Consider the following 24,177-nt stretch of genomic DNA (forward strand, 5'->3'; position numbering starts at 1 on the left):
GCTTTTTCATGTCTTATAAAATCACGATGCGCGGTTGATTGCATCACCAAGGATCGAGACGATCTTGGCGATTTCCTCTTTGCTGACAATCAGCGGTGGTGAAAGGGCAATCACATCGCCGGTCACACGGATCAGCAGCCCCTTCTTAAAGCAATCAACAAACACATCATAGGCGCGCGCGCCCACGGCACCGTCACGGGAGGACAATTCAATACCGGCCACCAGACCGAGTGTACGGATATCAATCACATTTTTCGCGGATTTCAGCGAATGCATGGCTTCCTGCCAGTCATCGGCAAGATCAGCCGCGCGGGTCAACAGCCCCTCTTCGGCATAAACATCCAGTGTTGCAATACCCGCAGCACAAGCCACCGGATGACCGGAATAGGTGTAGCCGTGGAACAGCTCAATCGCGCCTTCAGGCCCGTGCATCAGACCATCATAAATATGACGGCTGGCAAAAACAGCGCCCATCGGAATGGCACCGTTGGTCAGGCCCTTTGCGGTGGTGATCAGATCCGGCGTTACACCGAAATAATCTGACGCAAATGGCGCACCAAGACGACCGAAACCGGTGATCACTTCATCAAAAATCAGCAGAATACCGTGTTTTTTGGCAATAGCAGCAAGGCGATCCAGATAACCTTTTGGCGGCACCAGCACACCGGTTGAACCGGCCAGCGGCTCCACGATCACAGCGGCAATGGTTTCCGCACCATGCAGTGCAACCATGCGCTCCAGATCATCCGCCAACTCTGCGCCGTGTTCCGGCTGACCTTTGCTGAAAGCGTTCTTCTCAAGATCATGGGTATGACGCAGATGGTCTGCACCCGGCAGCAGCGGGAACACACGGCGGTTATTGACCAGACCACCCACAGAAATACCGCCAAAACCCACACCATGATAGCCGCGCTCACGGCCGATCACGCGGGTACGGGTGCCCTGACCAATCGCACGCTGATAGGCAATCGCAATTTTCAGAGCTGTATCAACGGATTCTGAACCGGAACCGGTGAAGAAAACGCGGTCGAGAATTTTGCCATCACCGCGCGGTGCAATTTCACCAAGACGGGTGGCAAAATCAAACGCAATATTGTGCCCCATCTGGAAGGTAGGCGCGAAATCCATGGTTGAAAGCTGCTTTTCCACGGCTGAGGAAATCTGCTTGCGACCATGACCGGCATTCACGCACCACAGACCGGCTGTACCATCCAGCACGGAATTACCGTCCACATCGGTATAATACATACCTTCTGCGGCTGCGAGCATACGCGGTGCCGCTTTAAACTGACGGTTCGCCGTAAACGGCATCCAGAAACTATCCAGTTTCGGACTATTGGATAAATCAGCCATAACTCACTCCTCAACGGCACAGTTTTTCAGCAATAAAAAACTGACCTCTCCCTGCTATATGACGTTAAGTTGGCCATGCTTCGGGGAGCGAAACAAGTCTATTTCTTTGTGGAATTATCCCCTTGATCTGATTAACAAAATAAGTAGATTGTTTAAAATATTTAACAACAATAACAGCACGGAGGATTGCCTTATGAGCAGTGAGATTGATATTGGCGGCCGCCTCCGCTTTATTCGTGAAAAATCCGGTCTGTCCCAGCGCGAACTGGCAAAGCGCACCGGCGTCACCAATGCCACCATTTCGCTGATTGAAGCTAACCAGACAAATCCTTCCGTTGGTGCTTTAAAACGCATTCTCGACGGCCTACCTATTGGTATGTCTGAGTTTTTTGCTTTGCAGCCGGATATGCCGCAAAAAGCATTTTATCAGTCGGAAGAGTTTGTCGAAATCGGCAAGGGTAAGATTTCATTCCGCCAATTGGGTGACAATCTGTTCGGGCGTGCTTTGCAAATTCTGAAAGAGCGCTATGAGCCGGGTGCAGATACCGGCAAAGTACCACTGGTGCATGAAGGGGAAGAAGGCGGTATTATTATTGCCGGTCGTCTGGAAGTCACAGTGGACAGCGAACGGCGAATTCTCGGCCCCGGTGACGGCTATTATTTTGAAAGCCGCCGTCCGCACCGCTTTCGCTGTGTGGGACCGGTTGCCTGCGATGTCATCAGCGCCTGTACACCGCCGACTTTCTAGAGCGTTGTGTGCCAGACTTGGCACTACACAAGGTCGCTCTAGCACTTTAAAATGAGAGCATAATTTTACCTTCAACTGATCCGAGTTTAAGGAATTATGCTCTAACATTCAGTTTGACGCTCATCAGGAGAACCGATCATGGCACATCAAGACACCAACCTACTGAAGCCGGTGCTGCGCATTGATTTTCCGGAGAAAGCACGATTGGGGCGCGGTAAAATCCAGCTCCTTGAGCATATCCGCGAAACCGGCTCAATCTCCGCAGCCGGTCGCGCTATGGATATGTCCTATCGCCGTGCATGGCAACTGGTTGATGCGCTGAACAGCATGTTCAGTGAGCCCTCTGTCACCTCGCAACGCGGTGGCAAACAAGGCGGCGGTGCAGTGCTCACGCCTTTCGGAGAAGAACTGATCCACCGGTTCCGTCAGATGGAAGCCACACTCACGGACGCTCTGCACGATGATCTCGCATGGCTGGACAGCAACCGCGCCAAGCAGGACTGATTATTTGCGCCGCAGCTGCGGTACAAGAACATGCAGAATGGCAACAATGATGAGCCCGCCGATCACGGACAGATGCTCAACCGCCACATGCATTTTCGCGATCGCTTCCGCACCCTCTGCCCGCCAGAACGCATGAGACACCGGAATGGTGGCCGCCGTGAAAACGCCCAATGCACCGGCACCGAGCCAGACAAGTGAGCCACCCCAGATCACCAGAGCAGAACCGATCAACTGCACAGCAATAGTCAGCGCGGCGAATAAAGCCGGAGCAGGCAGACCATTCGCAGCCATTTCCGCGATGGTTGCCGGAAAGTCGAACAGCTTGGCCAGACCGCTGAGCCAGAATGTAATGGTCAGCAAAATACGCGCTAAAAGCTGAATGACAGGCATCGACAGTAGCTGGCAAATCCAGTTCGGGTTCATGGTTTTCCTCCGCGCAACGCATCTCCGGCAACACGTGCTATGTGTTTTTCACACCGGAATGCGCCCGATCAATTGAACAAGTTGTTTCTGATTATTCAGCGCAAAACAGAAATGCGATTATGCATTGATGCGTGCCTGCCAGCCGTAAAGCAGGGTTTGTAATGCATCCTCCACAGCCTGGTGCTGCATGGCTTCATCCACATGCTGACCAAGCAGTGCCTGACTGAGCAGGTTTTCAACAATCATATCGTGAAAATGCGTCGCCATCACATGAGCATCACCCTGCCGCAGACTACCGTTTTCAATATGCGGCGCAATGGTTTTGGCAAAATAATGCCGTGCCATTTGCGGCCCCTTCTCGAACCATGTTTTGGCAATCGCCGGAAACCGGCCGGATTCCGCTATTACCAGTCGCTGAAACGCCACATGATGCTCCTGCATCAACACCGACAATAGCTGCCTGCCAAGCCGCTCCAGCCCGTCTTTGAGCGGTAGCTTTGACACATCAAGATCTTTGATACCGTGGGTGAAGGTCTCGCTCATTTGCGAGATAACCGCCATGAACAGACCTTCTTTATCGCCGAAATGATTATAGAGATTGGTCTTCGAGCCACCGGCCTGCCGCATAATTTCGTCAACCGACACACCTTCATAGCCGTGCTCCAGAAACAAAGCCGCAGCGATGGTTCTGATCTGCTCCCGCCGCTCGATGCCGCGGCGGGTAATCCGGACAGGCTTTATCTCATTCATTCAGCAGCCTCCGGCAGTTTCTCTGCCTTCTTGTCAGCACCGGTGATTTTATGGTGATGGGCAGGACGGAAAGACCGGCGATCCACCAACTGACCATAAAGCAGACTACCCAGTACCAGCATAATCCCACCGAGCTGCAACCAGCTTGGCACCATATTGTTGAATGTCGCATCCATAATGAAGGCTGTGACCGGAGCGAGCAAGAAGAATGGTGCAACGGCTGACGGGCCAGCACCTTCAATACCGCGGAACCATAAAGCAAAAGCCAGCGCGGTCAGGAACAAGGCGAGAATAACAAAGCCGGTAAAGTTGATAAGCGTAACAGAAGACGGAATATCCTGAAAAATCACCGCGAGAATTGCCAGTTCAACACCACCGACAACCAGCTGCCAGCCGGTAAAAGCAAGCAGTGAACACGGGCGTCCCCATTTATGAACATAGATACCACCCAGCGCCACGGACAATGCCGCGCCTAAGCCTGCCAGCACACCAATCATATCCATCTGCACGCCCCCGCGCAGCACAACAAGGCTGACGCCAACAGCACCAAGCAAGACGCTGAAAATCTTATGACCGGTCGGGATAACCTGCATCAAAGGCCATGCCAGAAGAATAGTGAAAAGCGGCCCCAGCGCCTGAATGGTTGCAGCCACCCCGCCGGGCAAGCGCAGTGCTGCTACAAAAATCAGGCCAAAGAACAGACCGGCATTCAGCGTGCCAAGCACAACAATTTTCCACCACCACTCACGCGGCAGCATGGTGCGGGCAAAAAGCAGCAGTGGAATACCGCCACCTAATGCGCGGACAGCACCGATAAAAACCGGATTATGCGGCAGCATATTGGATGAAACAATATAGGTGAAGCCCCACAGAATGGTAGCGAGTGCGGCGGCAAGTTTTGGATTCATAATGTGACCTGTCTTTCAATTTACCACGTCAATATCATACCATACGGTATCGTATCAATTGGTAATATCACTAAACACAGCGTTCACGTATGGAAGACAAATTCACAGAGTACATTGTGAAGCAATCAGGAATTTAGTGCACCGCGAGCAGGCAAAGACCGGCATATTACACAACGCCGGTACAATCGCTTCAGGCGTCTGCAACACTCCGGTTCTGCGCTTCCAGCAACTGACGATAAAGCCCCGACTTCGCCGCCAGCAATTGCTCATGGCTGCCCTCTTCAGCAACGCGTCCGTGCTGTACCACAACAATACGATCCGCATTGGTGATGGTGGCAAGACGGTGTGCAATCACCAGAGTGGTACGCCCGACCGACAGTTCAGCCAGTGACTGCTGAATGGCGCGCTCGGTTTCAGTATCCAGCGCAGAGGTTGCCTCGTCCAAAATCAGGATCGGCGGATTTTTCAGGAAAATACGCGCAATTGCCAGACGCTGCTTCTGCCCGCCGGAAAGTTTAACCCCGCGCTCACCGATAATCGTATCCAGCCCCGCTGGCAGACCGGCAACCACGTCACTCAGACGTGCCCGCTCCATCGCCTGCATAATCTCGGCATCACTCGCATCCAGACGACCATAAGCAATATTCTCACGGATCGTTCCTGCAAACAGAAACACGTCCTGACTGACAATGCCAATATTGCTGCGCAGAGACTTCAAAGTCATGTCGCGAATATCAATGCCGTCAATGCTAATTGCGCCCTCAGTGACCTCGTAGAAACGGGGCAGCAACGAACAGATTGTCGTTTTACCCGCACCGGACGGGCCGACAAAAGCAATGGTCTCACCCGCCTGAATATCCAGATTAAGCCCCTGCACAATCGCACGGTTATCCTGATAGCCAAATGACACCTGATCATAACGGATATTGCCCTGCAATTGCCCCACATCACGGGCATTGCTGCGATCCGCAATATCAGGGCGCGTGTCGAGAAATTCCAGATAGCGCTGGAAGCCGGCAATCCCTTTCGGATAGCTTTCGATCACAGAATTGATCTTATCAATCGGGCGGAAGAACACGCTTACCAGCAACAGAAAGCCGACAAAGCCACCGGCAGTCAGATCACCACGGATAACGAAATAAGCGCCGCACAGCATCACCACAACCTGAATGAAGCGCATCGACAGATAGCTCAGCGAGGTTGATGCGGCCATCACCTTATAGGCTTCAAGCTTGGTATTGCGATAATTCTGGTTATCTTCTGCAAACAGTGCACGTTCATGATCTTCGTTGGTGAAAGCCTGTACCACACGAATACCGCCGACATTCTCTTCAATACGCGCATTGAACGCCGCCACGCGGCCATAAAGTGCGCGCCATGTCGTGGTCATGCGGCCACCAAAGCGCAGGGTAACCCATGCGGTGACCGGCACAATCAGCACAGTAATCAGCGCCAGTGTTGAATGTTCCCAGAACATCAGCAGGAAAGCACCGATCAGTGTCATAATCGCAATGAACAGATCCTCAGGGCCGTGATGGGCGACCTCGCCGATCTCTTCCAGATCTTTGGTCATACGCGCCACAAGGTGACCGGTCTTTTGATTATCGAAATAACCGAAAGATAGTTTCTGCAAATGATCAAAGGCTTTGCGGCGCATCTCGGTCTCGATATTGATCCCGAGCATATGCCCCCAATAGGTCACAACCACCTGCAAACCGGCATTGAAAACATAAACGCACAGCAGACCAACAGCAGCGAGAGAAATCAGCCCCCACTCATTGGTCGGCAGCAACCGGTCGATGAACAATGTCACCGCAACCGGAAAAGCCAGTTCCAGAAGACCGGAAAGAACAGCACTGCAAAAATCTACGGCAAAGAGAAGCTTGTGCGGGCGATAATAGGCAAAAAACCGCTTTAATATATCCGTCATACTGTTTTCCCCCGCCATCCGTCCGTACAAATCTGATAGTTTCATTCAAGTTACAGGCGGTTGTAGTGCAAAAGCTTTATCTTGCAACAGAATAAATTACTGACGGACAGGAACACGGCCGGTATGATTTATCGGCAACACAGTATGATGTTAACCGGCCATAAATTCCCGTCATGGACAGCGGCGACTTCAGCTCATCTGCTCTATCTATAAGATTTTAAGTCCTTCAGGCCCCGCACTTCGGTTGAAGCTGCGGGGCTTTTTTGTCAAGGTAACGATTGGAAAACGGAATCAATCATGATTACCGGAGGGAAAGTATGAGAGTCTATATTTGTGCGGATATTGAAGGTGTTGCAGGTGTTGTAACATCCGAGCAGGGTCAGCCCGGCAATCCGGAATATGAACGTGCACGCCGCTTAATGACAGAAGAAGTCAATGCCGCCATTGAAGGCGCACTGGCAGGCGGTGCGAAATATATTCTGGTCAATGACTCTCACGGCCCGATGGTCAATATTATTCCGGAAATGCTGCATCCGGCAGCAGAGCTGATCCTTGGCCGCCCGAAAAAATTCAATATGGCTGCCGGTCTGGATGAAAGCTTTGACCTGTTGTTCTTCACCGGCCACCATGCCAGTGCCGCGCAATATGGGGTACTCGCGCACACAACCAATGGCTTTGCCTTCCGCACTATTAAACTCAATGGTCAGATTGTTGGTGAACCCGGCTTTTACGGCGCCTATGCCGGTGAACTCGGTGTGCCGGTGGCTTTGATCAGCGGCGATGATCAGACCGAACAGGAAAACCGTCCGTTCTTCCCTGAGGCTGAATTTGCCACGGTCAAAACTGCACTGGGCACCCGTGCAGCCCGTCAGGTTTCCGTGCAAAATGCGCGCACAATGATCCGCGATCTGGCGAAAAAGGCTGTTGAGCGTAAAAACGAGCTCAAAGTCTGGAAGCCCTTTACCGGTCGCATCCATGCGGAATTCATCATGAATTCCCCGCTGCTTGCCGATCAGATGGCGATTATCCCTTGCGCCAAACGTCCGGACGCCACCACCATCAGCTTTGACTGCGAGAATGTTGCTGAGGCTGTCGGCTGGATGGGCGTTCTCTCCGGCCTCGCAGCCAATGTGAGATAATAACGAAAAAGCCGGCACTGCCGGTTTGTTTGGAGCATAATTCCTTAAACTTGGATCAGTTTAAGGTAAAATTATGCTCTCATTTTAAAATATTAGAGCGACCTTGTGTCGTGCCAAGTCTGGCACATGGCGCTCTAAATCAGCTTCACAATTTTCCGTTTCCTGAAGATGAAATAATAATAGCCCGATTGCAGGCACAGCATCGTTGCAAAAGTCAGCGAATAAGCCCACCAGATACCGTCAATACCGATCCAGTGATTGAACGTGTAAGCTGCGGGAATTTCCACCAGTAAAATGGCACTCATCGTCAATGCAGTCGGCGCATAAATCGCGCCGCTCGCCCGCATCGCGCTCATAAACACGCTGTTCATGCCAAACAGCACAATCGTCCAGAGCACGATATGCAGCAAATGCGCCGCCAGATCAGCCACGGACTGCTCGGTCAAAAACGCACTGGTAATGTATCCCGACAGTAAATAAGCCAGTGCCACACAGGAACCGGTGACCAGCCAGTTCAGCTGCAATCCGGCAATAACAATCTTATGCACCTGCTCGGTGCGCCCTGCTCCGACAGCCTGCGCTGCCAGAATGGAAGCCGTGATCCCGATAGAAATAGCCGGAAACTGCACCCAGCCTAATGTCTGCACAATAGCACCATAGGCGGCTGTCGCCTGCGTGCCATGTCCGTTGACCAGTCCCAGCAGTACGATTTCGGCAAAAGCGATTGTCAGCATCTGCAAAGCTGTCGGCAATCCGACACGCAGAATTGTTTTACAATAGCTGCCGTTAAACCGCACCAGCGCCAGAAATTGCCGTGTAAAGGCCATCGGATGATTACGGCGGTTCCAGTGCCAGATCAGCCAGAGCAGTGCCGCAGCGGAAGCAATCACTGTTGATACGGCAGCGCTCATGACACCCAGCTGCGGGAAACCCAGCCATCCTTCAATGAAAACCGGTGTCAGTACCATAGCAACGCCGGTGGCAATCACCAGCGCCCAGAGCGGGCTAACCGCATCACCGACACCGCGGCTCATATTACTCATCAGCCAGAGCAGGAAAATCACCGGCATACCCATCATCATGATACGGGCATAATGAGCGGATTCGTTCAGTACGGCCTGCGGTGTGCCAAGAAATGCCATCAGTTGCGCAGAAAATAATCCGCCGAGAATAGCCACAGTCACCGAAACGGTCATCACCATCGCCACCGCACTACCCGCGATGCCATGGAGTTTGACCATATCCCGCGCGCCCCATGCCTGACCGATCAGCACGGTTGCACCGGCGCCGAGACCAATAATCAGCCCGAGAAACAAAAAGAACACCGGTGAAAAAGCAGACATCGCAGCCAGTGCATCGACGCCCATCATCCGGCCGACAAATACACCATTCAGCGTACCGGACGCTGCCTGCAACACATTGGACAGCAACATAGGCAGAAAAATCAACATATAGGAGCGCCACAAGCCCTGTGGCATAGGTGGTTTCACCGCTTCTGCCGTAACCGCAACAGGTATAGCCTGTCCGTCACTGATGTCTTGTCCGCTCTTTGTCATTGCTGCTTTCCGTTCCCGCTGCACATGTGTGCCGATCATTCTCATCATTACTGTCACAACATGAGCAATAATCCCTGTTTTGCAATGTTGCAAAATATAAAAAAACCGCCGGATCACTCCGGCGGTTTGTAATTCAAACAGAAGCAAGAGGCTGATTATTCAGCAGCAACAGTCTTGCCCTCTTCGGCATGTGCCTCTTCACGACGATTGTGACGAACCGATGCCCAGAAAGCGACACCGATCAGCACCGCACCGCCAAGACCGGTAATGACTTCCGGAATATGCACGAGTGTCTGGAAATACATCACCACCGAGAGGATCAGGATCGCATAAAATGCACCATGTTCCAGATAGCGGTATTCACTCAATGTGCCTTTTTCTACCAGCATAATAGTCATGGAACGCACATACATTGCACCGATACCCAGACCAATCGCAATCACGAACAGGTTCTGCGACAGGGCAAATGCACCGATCACACCGTCGAATGAGAAACTGGCATCCAGCACTTCAAGATAAAGGAAAGCACCAAAGCCACCCTGTGCTGCTGCATTCAGCGTCTTCTGCGAGGCATCAAGGATACCACCCAGAACTTCCACTGCAAGGAAAGTCAGCAAACCGTAAATACCGGAATAAAGGAATGTTGTGCCTTCCACTTCACCCAGCACCGACGAGAAAGTCAGCAACAGGATCAGAACAATAGCAACTTCAATACCTTTGATTTCAGCCAGACGCGCCATCGGGCGTTCCAGCGGGCCGAACCAGTGCACATCCTTATCGGAGTTGAAGAAATAGGTCAGCGCCACCATCAGCAGGAATGTACCGCCGAAAGCAGCAATCGGCAGATGCGCATCTGTCATGATCCGCGCATATTCTTCCGGCTTCGATGCAGCAAGTACAATCGCTTCAATCGGGCCGATGCCCGCAGCAATCACCACTACCAGCAGCGGGAAGATAATACGCATACCAAAAACGGCAATGATAATGCCCCAGGTCAGAAAGCGATGCTGCCATTCCGGCGTCATGTCTTTCAGCTTATTGGCATTGACCACTGCATTGTCAAAAGACAACGAGATTTCCAGCACGGCCAGAACCGCACAGATAAAGAAGATCGAGGCCATGCCACCGATTGTTCCGGTAGTCTGCCAGCCAAGCCATGCGCCCAGCGCCAGACCAACAACGGTGACAATGAATGACCAGGTAAAATAACTCAGAACAGTTTTATGAGGTGTAGACGTGCTCATTTCACGATCTCCTTATTGGCCGGATTAAAGGCCGGAGACCGGTCTGCCCGATATGAATTTTCAGAGTGAGAACAAGAGTTAAAAGCGGAACTGGCCTGATGGCCTTCCGCAAAAAACATGAAACAGATTTTCATGATCACATGTCCGCCGGCTAAATTTGCGGCAGTACCGACATCACGAGAGCGCCGTAAAACTCTCGCCAGAGGGGCCCGGTACCGTGTTAGTTCTGTAATGATCAACCCGGTTGCTTAAAACAATCGCAAGGCGGATGCCGGTGCCTCTCACCAGCAGAAATTTCCGCAGCCTTCATACTACAGATTTTAGATAATTAAGCATTCATGCTCCGGCTTCAAGGGCAGAAGCCAAATTTTGATCAAAAAAGGTCATATTTCAAACATGATTACTCAGAAATCAAAATCGGCGTACCATTCGGCACCAATGACCAGATCTCCTGCATTTCACTATTGGTCACGGCCACACAACCATCTGTCCAATCCCAGAGATGATGAAACGCTCCGAACGCACCCCAGCCATTTGCCAGGCCATGGATCATAATATTGCCGCCGGGTGCAACATTGGCTTCTTTGGCTCTCAGGACATCCTGCTCATTCGGATAAGAAATATGCAGGCTGAGATGCGCCATGGAACGCGGATTGCGCCAGTCAATCACATAATCTCCGACCGGCGTTCTCTGATCGCCTTCCTGTAATTTATGACCTGCCGGTGCGCCTCCCAGCGCAATGCGATAGGTACGTAAGACTTCATCACCGCGCAGCAATTGCAATTCACGCTTACCTTTGCGCACAATGATTTTATCCGCTTGCTGTTCAACCGCTGCCATTGCAGGTGCAGTGCCGGAACCAAAACGTCCCAGCACTTTCGTATAAGCAAAGCCCGCAACCGGCACGGTCAGAGCCAGCGCCAACAGAACGGCTAAAATTTTTCTGCGCTTTGAAATCATGCGACCCGTTGCAAAGAAGAGATCAGGAAGCAATCAACTGCTTCAGAACCTGCAAAGGATGTTGAATTTGCGTCTTTTCCATGATCTCAACCTGCGAACGGCAGGAAAAACCCGTGGCCATAACAATTTGCTCGCGGCCATGGGTCTGCATTTTCTGCCGCCAGCTCAGATCATAGATATTTTCGGACAGCGCACGATTGCGCAATTCATGCCCAAAAGTACCGGCCATACCGCAGCAACCGCTTTCGCCGATCACCATATTGATGCCGAAATGTTTGAAGATCGCAACCCAAGCCGCAATTGTCGGCGTGGCATTGGTCTTTTCGGTACAATGCGGCAGCAGCATATAATTCTGCGTGCTGCGCTCAGCCGATGGTTTAATGCCGGAGGCAATCTGCCCCAGATGCTGCGCCAGCCATTCCTGCGGCAGCTTCACATCCGGCACGGTTTCATTTGGCAGCGCGGAACGATATTCACTGCGATAGGTCAGCGTCATCGACGGATCAAGCCCGACCAGCGGCACGCCGCTTTGCGCCAGAGTGTTGAGATAAAGACTGGTATTGCGCGCCGTACGGGTGAAAGACTTCAGATAACCATGCACATGCTGCGCTTTGCCGTTTGGTTTCAACTCGGCCAGATAAGGTGTGAAGCCAAGCGCTTTCAGTAGATCCAGCACATCCAGCAACAATTGTGTATCGAAGAAACTCGTGAAGCTGTCCTGCACTAGAATAACCGCTTTGGTTTTCTGCGCTGTGCTCAGATTATTCAGCACATTTGCATCCGCCATCTGAATATTGCGGGTGCGCAGTTCTTTTGTCAGGTGCACATCGCTTAGGGACGGCAGAGCTGTAAGGCCAACCTGTTTCATACCCCAACGGCCAAGACCACTGCCCATCACGCCATTATAAAGCCTGCCAGTTTTAGCAACCAGCGGCATCATATGTTCAATCGAGGCAATCAGCGGGTCTTTCAGCGGACGCAGATAGCGGCTGTAGTAAAGCTCAAGGAATTTGGAGCGGAAGGCCGGAACATTGACCTTGACCGGACATTGCCCTGCACAAGCCTTACAGGCAAGGCAGGTATCCATCGCATCACGCACCTGATGGGAAAAGTCATCACGGTTTTTCGAGCCGAGACTGTTGCTGATACGACTAAACAAGCCACTCCATAGCGGCTTATCCCGCAACGCCTGTGCCGAGCGGCGCGGATCAATACCCTTTTCGCTCAGCAGGCGCAGCCATTCGCGGATCAGCGAAGCGCGGCCTTTCGGAGAATAACGCCGGTCGCCGCTGCCTTTGAAAGACGGGCACATAGCGGAATCTGTATTGAAGTCAAAACAAGCGCCATTACCGTTGCAATATGGCGCATTATCATAAGCATTGCGCACATCCGCAGGGATAATCCGGTCTTTCTGACCACGGAAGGCCAGCTCGTCAATCTTGGTCAGCGGCTGATCATCCGGCGTAGCAATTTTACCGGCATTGAGCTGATTATACGGATCAAAAGCCGCTTTGATACGCTGCAATTGCGGATAAAGCGGGCCAAAGAACTCCGGCACATATTCCGAGCGTACACCCTTGCCGTGTTCGCCCCACAACACGCCGCCATATTTCAGCGTCAATGCCACCACCGCATCGGAAATACGGCGGATCATTATTTCCTGTGCGGGGTCAGACAGATCAAGTGCGGGACGCACATGCAGCACGCCTGCATCGACATGGCCGAACATGCCGTAATCCAGCCCTTCACCATCCAGCAGCGCGCGAAATTCGAGAATATAATCGGCCAGATTTTCCGGCGGCACCGCCGTATCTTCCACAAATGCCACCGGACGGCGCGCGCCTTCAACATTGCCAAGCAGACCAACCGCGCGTTTGCGCATTGTCCAGATCGCTTCAATATCATCCGGCTTTTCTGTGGTGGTAAAACCATGACGGCCGCTTTGCGGAGAAGCCGCCAGAGACTGGCTGACAAAACGAATTTTTTCTGCCAGTTCGGCAGCGCTGTCAGCCAGCACTTCGGCAATATTGATACCGTCTGTGCGCTTGCCTTCCTCTGACGGAAAATAATCCGCAATCCGGTTCCAGATAATATCGCCACGCGCCAGTGACAGCACTTTAGCGTCCACTGTCTCAACCGATGCTACCTGCAATCCGGTGAGGAAACGGGCATCGCGCAGTGCGGTGTTGAAATCATCATAGCGGATATTGATCAGTGCAGCGAAACGCGGAATCGGCAGCAGATTGAGATCGGCCTCAGCGATCAGCGCCAATGTTCCTTCCGCACCGCACAGCAGAGAATTGAGATTAAGCCCGCCGTCATCCTCGCGTAAATGCGCCAGATCATAACCGGTCAAAAAGCGGTTGAGCTTCGGGAAAGTCTTATCAATCAGGTCGCGATTATCGTGCTCGATCTCATCGATCAGGCGATAGATTGCACCACTGCGATTATCCGGTTTCTGTAACTCTTGCAGCTCTATCTTTGAAACCGGTCTGGTGTTCAGCTCACTGCCATCCATCAAAACGGCACGTAAGCCCAAAACATGATTGGAGGTCTTACCGTAGAGACAAGAGCCCTGCCCGCAGGCATCGGTGTTGATCATACCGCCGATGGTGGCACGGTTCGATGTTGAAAGCTCCGGTGCGAAAAACAGGCCATAAGGTTTCAGTGCTTTATTGAGCTGATCTTTGACTACACCACTCTGCACACGGGCAATGCGTTTTTCCGGATCAATCGAGAGAATACGGTTCATATAGCGTGAGGTATCAACGACAATCCCGTCGGTCAGCGACTGGCCGTTGGTGCCGGTTCCGCCACCGCGCATCGCCATTTTCAGATGCCGGAACTCTTGCCTTTGGAGAAACTGCGCAATCTGCTGCAAATCTTCAAACCCACGCGGATAGATCACGCCCTGCGGCTGCACCTGATAAACGGAATTGTCGGTTGCATAAACGGTGGTTGTCGCCGCGCTGAATTCAATATCACCGCCAAAGCTGCTCAGCCGCAACGCATCGTAAAAATCCAAAGGCTCCGGTTTTGCCAGAACGTCTGCCTGCAGGAATGGTATCACGCAATTCTCTCCGCATTTGCCGGTTGCCTATCTGTGCAAGCGGCCCGTCTTTCACAGATGTCATAGAGCGTGTCGCGCTTAATCGCACTCATGGCACTCGCTCTAGATTCTCTTAATTGTCGCATGTTCGCGAACGTTAAATGAATCCATTTAACTGCAACATGCTTTAGCGTTTTCAACGGCTCTTTCCAATCATGCGCAACCGTCTACTTTGTCACGCATTGGCATGAAGTCATGCGAATTGGCTTATATATTCCTCACAACCGGAATAAAGATGGTCGCCAGACAGGACAAACAAGGCAGAATCTGCAAGAAAGCCCATTCCAATCCCTCATGAATGGTGTTCCGATGGCAAAAAACATTCACTCCATGATCCGCGTGCTTGATGAAGCCCGCTCTCTGGCATTCTACAAAGCTGCTTTCGATCTCGACATTGCTGAGCGGCTTGATTTTCAGGCTTTCACGCTTGTTTACCTGAGCAATACGGAAAGCGAGTTTGAACTTGAACTTACAATCAACAAAGACCGCACTGAACCTTACAATCTGGGTGACGGCTACGGCCATCTCGCTGTTTCAGTGTCTGACCTTGATGCAGAACATGCCCGTCTTGAACAAGCCGGTCTCAATCCTGGTAAGCTGATTGAATTCAAACCGGACGGTGTGCCGGTCGGCCATTTCTTCTTCATTACCGATCCGGACGGTTACAAAATCGAAGTTTTGCAGCGTGGCGGCCGTTTTAAATAAACACCCTATAAGCCTCACTTAATCTGCACCTGTTTCTCTGGATCGCTTTGTCGCAGCGACGTTAAATCCTGCTTTGCTGCAACAAATTCCTTTTAAGGTCGGGACACATTTAGTGGCTTAAACAAGGTGTGGCTATGCATAATGCAATGAAGAATTTTATCGGTCTTGTTATCCTCTCCGGCTTTGCTTTTATTCAACCTGCATATGCGGAAGGTGATGCTGATAAAGGCAAAAAAGTCTTTGCGAAATGCGCAGCCTGCCACACTGTTGAAGACGCAAAAAACCGCGTAGGCCCGCATCTGGTCAATATTTTCGGCCGCAAAACAGCAACAGCTGAAGGCTTTCAATATTCCCCTGCCATGACCAAAGCCGGTGAAGAAGGCATGGTCTGGGATGAAGCCACTCTTACCGCTTATCTGACTGCACCGAAGCAGTTCATGCCTGGCAATAAAATGGCCTTTGCTGGTCTGAAAAAGCCCGAAGATATCAGCGATTTATTTGCTTATATCCGCTCAAAATCAGCGCAATAAAACAAAAGGCCGGTGAATTTCACCGGCCTTTTGTTTAACTTACTTCTTCGTGACTTCTGCGAAAGCCTCATCCAGTACATTCAGCAGATGATCAGCATTGGCTTTGCTGAAGATCATTGGCGGGCGCATTTTCAGCACATTATCAAACGGGCCTTCTGTCCCCATCAAAATACCGCGACGGCGGGCGACATTGCACACGGCGCGTGCAATATTAGTCGCCGGTTCTTTGGTGTAACGATCGTTGACCAGTTCAATACCGAGGAACAGGCCAAGACCACGCACATCGCCGATCACTTCATAACGGTTCTGCATCTCACGGAAAGAATCCATCAGATAATTGCCGATCGTCAGCGCATTGCCGCGCAGGTTCTGGCTCTCAATCACATCCAGAACAGCAAGGCCAACGGCACAGGACACCGGATTACCGCCGAATGTGTTGAAATATTCCATGCCATTATTGAAGCTGTCAGCGATTTCACGGGTGGTGACCATTGCTGCCATCGGATGACCGTCACCGATCGGCTTGCCCATGGTCACGATATCCGGTGTCACGCCCTGTGTTTCAAACGCCCACCAATGGCTGCCAACACGACCGAAACCGACCTGCACTTCATCAGCGATACAGATGCCACCGGCATCGCGGATCATCTTGTAAACTTCCTTGAGATAACCATCCGGCATAAAGAGCTGACCGGCCACACTCGGAATGGATTCCGCGATGAAAAAGCCCGGACCTTCACCCTTTGCCTGCATCAGCGCGATCTGTTCGGCCACGCTTTCCGCATAGAGCTTGGCATGGTCTTCCGGTGACCAGTCTTTTGGCGCACGGTAGCTGTCCGGCACCTGTGCCACATAAACATGCGGCTTGGCTCCTTTGCCGCCCTTGCGGTTGAATTTATACGGGCTGATATCAATGAGCTCCTGCGTCGTCCCATGATAGGACCAGTCGAGCACAACCGCATTTTCGCGCCCCGTATGCACGCGCATCATGCGCAGAGCCAGGCTATTGGCTTCCGAACCACTATTGGTGAAACCGGCAACAGTGAGATTATCCGGCAAGGTCGCCGTCAGACGCTCCGCATAGGCAACGATATTATCATGCAGATAGCGGGTATTGGTGTTGAGCGTTGAGGCCTGTTTTGCCATTGCTTCCACGACAGCCGGATGAGCATGGCCGATATGGCAGACATTGTTGAAGCAATCGAGATAGGCACGGCCTTTATGGTCAATCAGCCAAACGCCGTCGCCGCGCACAAATTTGATCGGATCTTCATAAGAGATCGACAGGTTCGGCAACAGCATCTCGCGGCGCATGGCCACGATTTCTTCTTTGCTGCGACCCGACTGCTGATAGAACTCTTCGGCCATACCGGCATAGTTGCGCGCATCCGGAAACAGTTCTGCCCAGACATCGAGATAGGCTTCTTCGCCCACGCCGATAATATCCATCGCCGTCAGGCGGGTATCAGTACAAATCTGCAGGTGCAGATGCGGTGCCCAATGGCCGTTTTCGGTTTCATCACCCATATAGGCGACGAGATCACCAGCTTTCAGCACATCGCCTGCTTTGAGGCGGTTACCTGCTTCATGCGCCAGATGTCCCCAGAGCGAAATGAATGGCGGGCAACCTTCCGGACGATGTTCCAGAGTAATCAGGCAGCCATAGCCCAGCGGATCCGGCTCGATATCAACGCTGCGGACAATCGCATCAAGCGGCGTATAAAGCGGTGTGCCGGAAGCCATGAACAGATCAAGACCTAGGTGATAAGTGCGGCGCTTGCCTTTGACCAGCTTGGATTCAAACATCGTACCCGCATAAACGGTACGCTCTTCCCCCCACGGGCCGATACCGAGTTCCGAACCGGTAACAGCGCAATGTTCTTCCCACATTTGCTGGGCAATTACCGGCTGCTCTTCCGCCGATTTGATGGTCATCGGATGGGTAGGGTCGCCATAAGGTACCAGTTCCGCCGGATAAGCAGCGACCGGTTTATCCAGCAATGGCAAAAGCTTGGAGCGGTTGTTTTTCAGCCAGCTGACCGTTGCCGAAGCGCCGGAAACTGCATCAAAACCGCAGGCTTTGCGCAGGATAGCTGTTGCAAATAGCGGCTCCATCCGGTCGAGCTTACGCAGGAAATCCCATGCCGGTTTTTCGCTGATTGCCAGATACGGATTATCTTCTGTCTCTGCATGACGAGAAGCGGAAATCGTAACCGAGGTTACCAGACGCATAGCGATCAGATCATACGCTAAGTTCAGCTCTTCCTCACGCAGCGGGTAGTGTTTGTGGAAGCCTTTTGCGATAGCCGCAGCGGCGCTGATTGGTGCATCATGATCCAGACCGGCATAGGCGGCAGCAATCGCCACTTCCGCGATGACCGGCGTATAAAGCGCATCGCCAAAATCAATCAAACCGGCAATCACATCGTGATTGTCATTGCCGACAAGTACATTCCAGTCATTGGCATCATTATGGATTACGCCGGAACGTAAGGTGCCGAGTTTTGGCACAACCTGCGTTTCAAAACGGGCAATGAAACGCTCAAGCAGAGCACGGTCATCGGCATTTTTGACAAAATGCAAACGGTCTTTGGAGCGACCGGCTTTGGTAATATCCCAGTCCAGATCGCGCAATGCACCGCCATGCATGAAGCCCTGCAAAGCCGCATCGAACTGGCCGAGCAGTTCACCCAAGCCTTCCAGCGCCTGCAATGAGCGGGAGGATTCTGCCAGCGGCAGGCCATCAACCCAGCCGACCAAACGGATATTATGCACGTCGCCATTGACGGAAAGCGTATCGGCAAGGCTGTCGCCTTTCAGCGTCGGCACAATATGCGGCACCGGTAAATGACCGGCATGATCACGGATATGCCCCAGCAATGCGGTCTGAAAACGGCTTTCCACCACCGGCTCGGATGCATTGATAATCTTCAGGATAAAGATTTTGCCATCTGCCGTGGTCACTTTGAAATTCTGATCACGCTCGCTATTGAGCGGCGACAAGTCACCGCTCAGGCCATAATGAGTGTGAAGCAGAGAAGCGGCATCGGTAAGTGAAAACTGCGGCGCGGTATCAAGCATGGCTGTTCCGTTTTGTCTGCCTGTTTTTGAGACAGGTGTTGCATCTGTATTTTCACAGATTTGCACAGCATAAAAAGATGCGCATCAGACAAAGTGCCGGTTGCACCGGCACTTTGTTTCAAGTAACCGTCACTTTGCCGGTCGCTATTTTCACCATCAGGATCGTGCCGTTTCAGAGGGGGAATGATGCAGGATATTGACGCAACAGATCAGAAAATCCTGACCATTCTGTCTCAGGAAGCCCGCATTCCGATGAAGACCCTTGCAGGGCGGGTTGGCCTGTCCCGCAGCGCCACCAGCGAACGCGTTGCCCGTCTTGAAAAAAACGGCGTCATCCGTGGCTACCGCGCTGATATCGGCCTGCTGGATGATGCAGCTTTGCAGGCTTTTCTGATGATTACCCTGAAACGTACGCCGAGCATTTCCATTCTTGATATTCTCGCCGGATTACCAGCGGTGCGCAAAGTCTCTTCTGTGAGCGGCCAGCTTGATCTGGTGGTGGAAGTAGAAGTACCTTCCATCAATGCTCTGAACGAAATTCGCAACAAAATTGCTGAAATCGAAAATGTGGAAGATTTGACAACCAGTATCGTGCTGCGCCGTGAAATCCTGCGCGATAAATAAAGTTTCTACCCAAAATGACCCTGACAAGGAGATACTCTCCATGGAAAAACATACCGCCAATCCGCTGCATCTTGCGCAAAACTGGTTTGAACAGGGGCGCAAGCTGGCTCTGGTTACCGTTCTTTCCGTCTGGGGCTCTGCGCCACGCCCTGCGGGCAGCCATCTGATTTGCGATGATCAGGGTAATTTTGAAGGCTCAGTCTCCGGCGGCTGCATTGAAGCAGAAGTGATTGCACAAGCCGCCGAAGTACTGGCAACCGGACAAGCCCGTGATCTGTCTTTTGGTATCAGCGATGAAACGGCATGGTCTGCGGGATTATCCTGCGGCGGCACGATCCGGCTGCTGATCGCGCCCTATGATGCAGCCATGCATGATGTGGTGACACAAATCGTACAGGCGCAGATTAAACGTCAGCGCATCACCAGCCGGACGGATCTGACAACCGGACAGATCACGCTAATCCCTGCACCGGATAATGCCAGGATCACTCAGCTCGATGAAACCGGTTTTATTCAAACCTACCGTCCGCAACCGCATATTCTGGTAATCGGTGCCGTACATATCGCTCAGGCGCTGGCGCAAATGGCACGTACAACCGGCTATGATCTGAGCATAATTGATCCGCGCAGCGGCTTTGCCACGGCGGAACGCTTCCCGTCTGTCACTTTACATGAAATCTGGCCGGAGGCGTTTTTCAGAACCAATCAGCCGGACAGTTTTACGGCGCTTGTAGCGCTCAGCCATATTCCACATCTCGATGATCCGGCCTTGAGTGCAGCTTTAAACAGTGACTGCTTCTATATCGGCGCTTTAGGCAGCCGTAAAACTCATGCCAAACGTCTGGAGCGTTTAACAGCAGCCGGTTTTGAGGCAGGGACTTTGGAGCGCATCCATGCGCCGATCGGTCTTGCGATCAGCGCACAGGAACCGGCAGAAATTGCCGTGGCCATTCTGGCAGAGATTATTCAGGCCTATCGTCAGGCCTGAATAGGCAGCATTTCCAGCAAAAGTGTAAAGCGGTTCAAAACTCAAATTTAAATGAACCGCTTTAACCAACGCTGAGACGCAAACGTCCGTCGCTGTCCTGCATCATGCCGAGACGGGAGAAATCTCGGAATTCGACGCTGCCGCCTTTAACCGGATGGCTGTGGGTTTCACTGATAACCACGACCTGCGCATCAGCCGCCTCACCTGCCGCAATACCGGCCGGTGCATCTTCGAAAACCAGACAATCGGCAGCATCAAAGCCAAGACGCTGCGCGCCCAGACGATAACCGGACGGATCAGGTTTACCCGCGCTCACATCTTCCGCTACGACAATGGTTTCCGGCACCGGCAAACCGGCGGCTGCCAGACGCGCTTCTGCCAGCTCACGCGGTGCAGAGGTGACAATTGTCCAGCGATCAGCAGGCAGACTGGCAAGAAAATCTTTTGCACCGGCAATGGCACGAATACCCGCAAAGTCCTGCATTTCTTCGGCTAAAAAAGCTGCCGCAATCGCGTCCGGATCAAGATGCGGCATGTTCAGCATTTTCACCACATCAACAACGCGGATGCCATGCACCTGTTGCAGCAATGCTTGTCCGTCGAGCCCGTGTTCAGCTGCCCATTCCAGCCAGATCCGTTCCACAACAGGAATAGAATTGACCAGAGTTCCGTCCATGTCGAACAAGAAACCGGAATAGGAATTCAGAAATACCGAACTATCGCGCTGCTTCACTTTTATATCCTTCATAGGCAATGAATAAACGGCAGGAAATAAGAACTGCGGCCTGTCAGACGAGATCAGGCACTGCACTTTTACACTGCCCTGTTCAAAATCAAACAGGGTTCAGCAAAGATTCGAACAAAATTTGAAGAATGCTTTCGCCTGAAAGACAAACATTGCAAAGCAGGCAAGCGCCAGAATCAAAAAGTCTCGGGAGAAAAGAAAAAGGCCGCGCGGGGGAGGAGATGCGCGGCCTGATCATGGATGCGGCTGGGAGGAGGAGTGCCGCATTCCGTCATCGGGCTCAATTGGGAGGAGGAGAACGAACCCGATGGACAGACATATAACGGCAGATGAAAAAACCGACAATAAACAATAATGCATAACAGTCATGCAGCATTGCAAGGCAGCCAGCCACCCCATGCGTTATGTCACGAAAGCAGCGTTGTGCGCCGCAGCAAAATGCCGGTGATTTGCCCGACTCAACAGAGGCTGATTTGGCTTGAGGCTGGCGGATTATTTCAACGACAATCCATACAGAAATCTCATATTTTTCGAGAAATTCAGCAATTATTGAAATTACAGATACTTCAATACTTGCAGTATAAAAGTAAAATTAATAGAAATCATCATGTTAATCAATTAATTTCAATCAAATTCACCTAAAACTCAAAATAAATTTAATTAAAAACCATCAACAAACCACCTAATACCATCATTTTCGTGCAATTCAAATCTTTTTATATTCAGTATTGCAGTATTTCACATTCGGATCATAATAAATTCATTAAGACTATATCGGAGGAGACCTGCAATGTATGATGGTGTACCCGCTCAATGGCAAAAGCCTGCCGATCAAATGAAAAACCGCACGGATGAAGCGGCATTTGTTTTTCTCGGGATATTTCTGGCCGGTCTGGCTGTCCCTGCCGCATTTCTTATCTGGGCAATTACTTCAAGCCTGTTTGCCGTTTTCGGCTAAGGAGTACTGAACTCAGAACAGTTTACACAAGAGTTTTCCGGCGGTTGGATCTGCATAACAACAGCCAAGAAAAGATGAGCTTAGCGCCCTTGTACTTCCGGTACATGCCGTACCTTCATCGTACATATATGCGGCTTGCATTAAGCTGATACTGACCGGAAAAGGCTGAAACGGCCATATGCACCTTGCAGCATATGGCCGTTTTTTTATGCCTGTTTTTAACCGGTATAACGCAGATGATTAATCAGATCGATGCGCGTGATCAGCCCGATAAAATCTTCACCATCAACAATCAGCGCCACTTCGTCCCGATCAAAGAAACTCTGCAAAGCACTCAAAGGCGCATCCACCTGCAACACGCGTGGCTGGCCTGTCATGGCCGTAGATACCTGTGCGGCAAAGCGTGACCAGCGCCCTTCCGGCGGCCCCTCCACAGCTTTCAGAATATCACTTTCATCAATAATACCGACAAGCCTGCCACCATCCAGCACCGGCAGTTGAGACACTGCATTACGCCGCATCCGGCCATAGGCATCCAGCAGATTTTCATCCGGTGCTGTCACCTCAACGGCACCGTCCCGATGGCGCCGCGAAATCAGATCCTCCAGATTGCCTTGGGTAATGCGCTCCGACAAATGCCGCTCACGCAGCCAGTTATCATCGAATATTTTTGACAAGTATTTGGAGCCGCTGTCGCAAATCAGCGTCACAACAGTTTTCGGCTCCGTCTGCTCACGGCAATATTGCAATGCTGCTGCCAGCAAAGTACCGGAAGATGCACCGGCCAGTATGCCCTCACGCAACAATAAGTCACGGGCAGCCTGAATGGATTGCCGGTCGGAGATCGTATAGGCGCGACTGACAAAAGACAGATCGGCATTTTCCGGAATATAATCCTGCCCTATTCCTTCAACCGACCACTCACCGGCCTGCCCTGCTTGCCCCGTCCTGATAAATGGCGCCAGAACCGAACCTTCCGGATCAGCCAGAATAATCTGCGTTTGCGGAGACACAGTGCGAAAATAGCGACCAAGGCCGGTCAGCGTGCCGCCGGAACCGGCACCGACAATCACGGCATCCACCGCATGATTAGCCTGCTCCCAAATCTCGGGGCCAGTTGTGGTTTCATGGGTCAGCGGATTAGCAGGATTGGAAAACTGATCGGCAAAAAATGCGTCCGGAATTTCTCCGGCAATGCGCCGCGCTACATTCTGATAATGTTCGGGATGATCTTTGCTCACATCGGAACGCGTCAGGCGGACATCAGCTCCCAGCGCCCGCAAATGCCGGATTTTCTCTTTCGACATTTTATCGGGAATAGCGAGAATCAAACGATAACCGCGCAAGGCGGCAACCTGCGCCAAACCCAGACCTGTATTTCCTGCAGTGGCCTCCACAATCGTACCACCGGCACGCAACTGACCGGATTGTTCAGCCGCCGAAATGATACTCAGTGCTACCCTGTCTTTAATGGAACCGGACGGATTTTGACTTTCCAGCTTTGCAAATAACCGGCACTTCCCTGTCTCAAAACCACTGAGTTCAACAAGCGGCGTATGGCCGATAAGCTGTAAAACTGACGGAAATACACTTGCAAATCGCATTGCTATAGGCTCCTTTACAGCTCATGATGCTGTGTACGACCCAATATATCTGCAATTTTATCAAGTCAGTCACTTTGATTTAAGTTCATATGAGCATAGTGATTTATCACCACATCAGAAGACATATTATTTTAGAATACCGTCATTAAACTAAGATTTTTTACTTTGATAAGAGGTTTACAGGTTTGTTGTTTCACACAATGACTTCGACAGGAATAATATTGCCAGCGTCACACGATAAGAGGGCTATGCGTTCTCTGACCAACAGTGCTTCATATACGAACTGCAATTCATACCAATACACAGCCTGATAAAAA

General features: G+C 51.7%; 20 protein-coding genes. 8 read left to right on the forward strand and 12 right to left on the reverse strand.

Annotated features, from left to right (window positions below; translation table 11 throughout):
* Nucleotides 1-21 precede the first annotated feature (21 nt).
* Nucleotides 22-1,353 (reverse strand): omega-aminotransferase AptA, encoded by a 1,332-nt coding sequence (gene aptA, locus DFR47_RS05885; protein ID WP_113943477.1) that lies wholly within the window; start codon nucleotides 1,351-1,353, stop codon nucleotides 22-24.
* 193 nt (nucleotides 1,354-1,546) lie between these two features.
* Here aptA and DFR47_RS05890 point away from each other — a divergent pair, with 193 nt between their 5' ends.
* Together DFR47_RS05890 and DFR47_RS05895 are read left to right on the forward strand one after the other, a co-directional pair.
* Nucleotides 1,547-2,101: a cupin domain-containing protein gene (locus DFR47_RS05890; RefSeq protein ID WP_113943478.1), complete on the forward strand. Its 555-nt coding sequence runs from the start codon at nucleotides 1,547-1,549 to the stop codon at nucleotides 2,099-2,101.
* Nucleotides 2,102-2,239: 138 nt separating this feature from the next.
* Nucleotides 2,240-2,605 (forward strand): winged helix-turn-helix domain-containing protein, encoded by a 366-nt coding sequence (locus DFR47_RS05895; RefSeq protein ID WP_113943479.1) that lies wholly within the window; start codon nucleotides 2,240-2,242, stop codon nucleotides 2,603-2,605.
* Here the strand turns inward: DFR47_RS05895 and DFR47_RS05900 are convergent, their stop codons facing one another.
* The 4 genes from DFR47_RS05900 to DFR47_RS05915 form a co-directional block, all read right to left on the reverse strand.
* Entirely contained in the window at nucleotides 2,606-3,028 is a 423-nt protein-coding gene (locus DFR47_RS05900) for a DoxX family protein (RefSeq protein WP_113943480.1), read from the reverse strand.
* Between the two features lie 117 nt (nucleotides 3,029-3,145).
* On the reverse strand, nucleotides 3,146-3,778 hold the full coding sequence (locus DFR47_RS05905; protein WP_113943481.1) for a TetR/AcrR family transcriptional regulator: 633 nt from the start codon (nucleotides 3,776-3,778) through the stop codon (nucleotides 3,146-3,148).
* Nucleotides 3,775-4,686 carry a DMT family transporter gene (locus DFR47_RS05910; protein ID WP_113943482.1) on the reverse strand — a complete coding sequence of 304 codons (912 nt, stop codon included), beginning with the start codon at nucleotides 4,684-4,686 and terminating at the stop codon, nucleotides 3,775-3,777. The genes DFR47_RS05905 and DFR47_RS05910 overlap by 4 nt, the downstream gene beginning before the upstream one ends.
* 190 nt (nucleotides 4,687-4,876) lie before the next feature.
* Nucleotides 4,877-6,616, reverse strand: coding sequence for an ABC transporter ATP-binding protein (locus DFR47_RS05915; RefSeq protein ID WP_113943937.1), 1,740 nt, complete (start codon nucleotides 6,614-6,616; stop codon nucleotides 4,877-4,879).
* Nucleotides 6,617-6,933: 317 nt separating this feature from the next.
* Between DFR47_RS05915 and DFR47_RS05920 the strand changes: the two genes are divergently transcribed.
* On the forward strand, nucleotides 6,934-7,755 hold the full coding sequence (locus tag DFR47_RS05920; protein ID WP_113943483.1) for a M55 family metallopeptidase: 822 nt from the start codon (nucleotides 6,934-6,936) through the stop codon (nucleotides 7,753-7,755).
* 134 nt (nucleotides 7,756-7,889) lie between these two features.
* Here DFR47_RS05920 and DFR47_RS05925 read toward each other — a convergent pair whose 3' ends face one another.
* The 4 genes from DFR47_RS05925 to ydiJ form a co-directional block, all read right to left on the reverse strand.
* Nucleotides 7,890-9,311, reverse strand: coding sequence for an MATE family efflux transporter (locus DFR47_RS05925; RefSeq protein WP_245416465.1), 1,422 nt, complete (start codon nucleotides 9,309-9,311; stop codon nucleotides 7,890-7,892).
* A 155-nt stretch (nucleotides 9,312-9,466) separates the two neighbouring features.
* Nucleotides 9,467-10,555: a DUF475 domain-containing protein gene (locus tag DFR47_RS05930; RefSeq protein WP_113943484.1), complete on the reverse strand. Its 1,089-nt coding sequence runs from the start codon at nucleotides 10,553-10,555 to the stop codon at nucleotides 9,467-9,469.
* Nucleotides 10,556-10,955: 400 nt separating this feature from the next.
* A complete protein-coding gene (locus tag DFR47_RS05935) occupies nucleotides 10,956-11,516 on the reverse strand; it encodes a L,D-transpeptidase family protein (RefSeq protein WP_113943939.1) in 561 nt (186 codons plus the stop codon).
* Nucleotides 11,517-11,538: 22 nt separating this feature from the next.
* Nucleotides 11,539-14,586 carry a D-2-hydroxyglutarate dehydrogenase YdiJ gene (gene ydiJ, locus DFR47_RS05940; protein ID WP_113943485.1) on the reverse strand — a complete coding sequence of 1,016 codons (3,048 nt, stop codon included), beginning with the start codon at nucleotides 14,584-14,586 and terminating at the stop codon, nucleotides 11,539-11,541.
* Nucleotides 14,587-14,934: 348 nt separating this feature from the next.
* Here ydiJ and DFR47_RS05945 point away from each other — a divergent pair, with 348 nt between their 5' ends.
* Nucleotides 14,935-15,330 (forward strand): VOC family protein, encoded by a 396-nt coding sequence (locus DFR47_RS05945; RefSeq protein ID WP_113943940.1) that lies wholly within the window; start codon nucleotides 14,935-14,937, stop codon nucleotides 15,328-15,330.
* 134 nt (nucleotides 15,331-15,464) lie between these two features.
* Complete coding sequence (locus DFR47_RS05950; protein WP_342633953.1) at nucleotides 15,465-15,860, forward strand: c-type cytochrome; 396 nt, start codon at nucleotides 15,465-15,467, stop codon at nucleotides 15,858-15,860.
* Nucleotides 15,861-15,899: 39 nt separating this feature from the next.
* Here DFR47_RS05950 and DFR47_RS05955 read toward each other — a convergent pair whose 3' ends face one another.
* On the reverse strand, nucleotides 15,900-18,941 hold the full coding sequence (locus DFR47_RS05955) for an aminotransferase class III-fold pyridoxal phosphate-dependent enzyme (protein ID WP_113943486.1): 3,042 nt from the start codon (nucleotides 18,939-18,941) through the stop codon (nucleotides 15,900-15,902).
* A gap of 186 nt (nucleotides 18,942-19,127) precedes the next feature.
* On the opposite strand from DFR47_RS05955, the gene DFR47_RS05960 reads away from it, so the two are divergent.
* Both DFR47_RS05960 and DFR47_RS05965 read left to right on the forward strand, forming a co-directional pair.
* Nucleotides 19,128-19,565, forward strand: coding sequence for an Lrp/AsnC family transcriptional regulator (locus DFR47_RS05960; protein WP_113943942.1), 438 nt, complete (start codon nucleotides 19,128-19,130; stop codon nucleotides 19,563-19,565).
* A 40-nt stretch (nucleotides 19,566-19,605) separates the two neighbouring features.
* Nucleotides 19,606-20,553: an XdhC family protein gene (locus DFR47_RS05965; protein WP_113943487.1), complete on the forward strand. Its 948-nt coding sequence runs from the start codon at nucleotides 19,606-19,608 to the stop codon at nucleotides 20,551-20,553.
* Nucleotides 20,554-20,614: 61 nt separating this feature from the next.
* Here the strand turns inward: DFR47_RS05965 and DFR47_RS05970 are convergent, their stop codons facing one another.
* Complete coding sequence (locus DFR47_RS05970; protein ID WP_245416466.1) at nucleotides 20,615-21,286, reverse strand: HAD-IA family hydrolase; 672 nt, start codon at nucleotides 21,284-21,286, stop codon at nucleotides 20,615-20,617.
* A gap of 802 nt (nucleotides 21,287-22,088) precedes the next feature.
* On the opposite strand from DFR47_RS05970, the gene DFR47_RS21720 reads away from it, so the two are divergent.
* On the forward strand, nucleotides 22,089-22,256 hold the full coding sequence (locus DFR47_RS21720) for a hypothetical protein (RefSeq protein WP_162930286.1): 168 nt from the start codon (nucleotides 22,089-22,091) through the stop codon (nucleotides 22,254-22,256).
* Between the two features lie 218 nt (nucleotides 22,257-22,474).
* On the opposite strand, the gene DFR47_RS05975 is transcribed toward DFR47_RS21720, so the two are convergent.
* On the reverse strand, nucleotides 22,475-23,860 hold the full coding sequence (locus DFR47_RS05975; RefSeq protein ID WP_113943489.1) for a pyridoxal-phosphate dependent enzyme: 1,386 nt from the start codon (nucleotides 23,858-23,860) through the stop codon (nucleotides 22,475-22,477).
* Nucleotides 23,861-24,177: the final 317 nt, after the last annotated feature.

It is taken from the genome of Pseudochrobactrum asaccharolyticum, assembly GCF_003314995.1.
Lineage (GTDB): Bacteria > Pseudomonadota > Alphaproteobacteria > Rhizobiales > Rhizobiaceae > Pseudochrobactrum > Pseudochrobactrum asaccharolyticum.

Excerpts from the sequence above, each read along its gene's own strand:
- aptA (WP_113943477.1), bottom strand. The coding sequence starts at position 1,353 with ATGGCTGATTTATCCAATAGTCCGAAACTGGATAGTTTCTGGATGCCG.
- DFR47_RS05890 (WP_113943478.1), top strand. The coding sequence starts at position 1,547 with ATGAGCAGTGAGATTGATATTGGCGGCCGCCTCCGCTTTATTCGTGAA.
- DFR47_RS05895 (WP_113943479.1), top strand. The coding sequence starts at position 2,240 with ATGGCACATCAAGACACCAACCTACTGAAGCCGGTGCTGCGCATTGAT.
- DFR47_RS05900 (WP_113943480.1), bottom strand. The coding sequence starts at position 3,028 with ATGAACCCGAACTGGATTTGCCAGCTACTGTCGATGCCTGTCATTCAG.
- DFR47_RS05905 (WP_113943481.1), bottom strand. The coding sequence starts at position 3,778 with ATGAATGAGATAAAGCCTGTCCGGATTACCCGCCGCGGCATCGAGCGG.
- DFR47_RS05910 (WP_113943482.1), bottom strand. The coding sequence starts at position 4,686 with ATGAATCCAAAACTTGCCGCCGCACTCGCTACCATTCTGTGGGGCTTC.
- DFR47_RS05915 (WP_113943937.1), bottom strand. The coding sequence starts at position 6,616 with ATGACGGATATATTAAAGCGGTTTTTTGCCTATTATCGCCCGCACAAG.
- DFR47_RS05920 (WP_113943483.1), top strand. The coding sequence starts at position 6,934 with ATGAGAGTCTATATTTGTGCGGATATTGAAGGTGTTGCAGGTGTTGTA.
- DFR47_RS05925 (WP_245416465.1), bottom strand. The coding sequence starts at position 9,311 with ATGACAAAGAGCGGACAAGACATCAGTGACGGACAGGCTATACCTGTT.
- DFR47_RS05930 (WP_113943484.1), bottom strand. The coding sequence starts at position 10,555 with ATGAGCACGTCTACACCTCATAAAACTGTTCTGAGTTATTTTACCTGG.
- DFR47_RS05935 (WP_113943939.1), bottom strand. The coding sequence starts at position 11,516 with ATGATTTCAAAGCGCAGAAAAATTTTAGCCGTTCTGTTGGCGCTGGCT.
- DFR47_RS05945 (WP_113943940.1), top strand. The coding sequence starts at position 14,935 with ATGGCAAAAAACATTCACTCCATGATCCGCGTGCTTGATGAAGCCCGC.
- DFR47_RS05950 (WP_342633953.1), top strand. The coding sequence starts at position 15,465 with ATGCATAATGCAATGAAGAATTTTATCGGTCTTGTTATCCTCTCCGGC.
- DFR47_RS05955 (WP_113943486.1), bottom strand. The coding sequence starts at position 18,941 with ATGCTTGATACCGCGCCGCAGTTTTCACTTACCGATGCCGCTTCTCTG.
- DFR47_RS05960 (WP_113943942.1), top strand. The coding sequence starts at position 19,128 with ATGCAGGATATTGACGCAACAGATCAGAAAATCCTGACCATTCTGTCT.
- DFR47_RS05965 (WP_113943487.1), top strand. The coding sequence starts at position 19,606 with ATGGAAAAACATACCGCCAATCCGCTGCATCTTGCGCAAAACTGGTTT.
- DFR47_RS21720 (WP_162930286.1), top strand. The coding sequence starts at position 22,089 with ATGTATGATGGTGTACCCGCTCAATGGCAAAAGCCTGCCGATCAAATG.
- DFR47_RS05975 (WP_113943489.1), bottom strand. The coding sequence starts at position 23,860 with ATGCGATTTGCAAGTGTATTTCCGTCAGTTTTACAGCTTATCGGCCAT.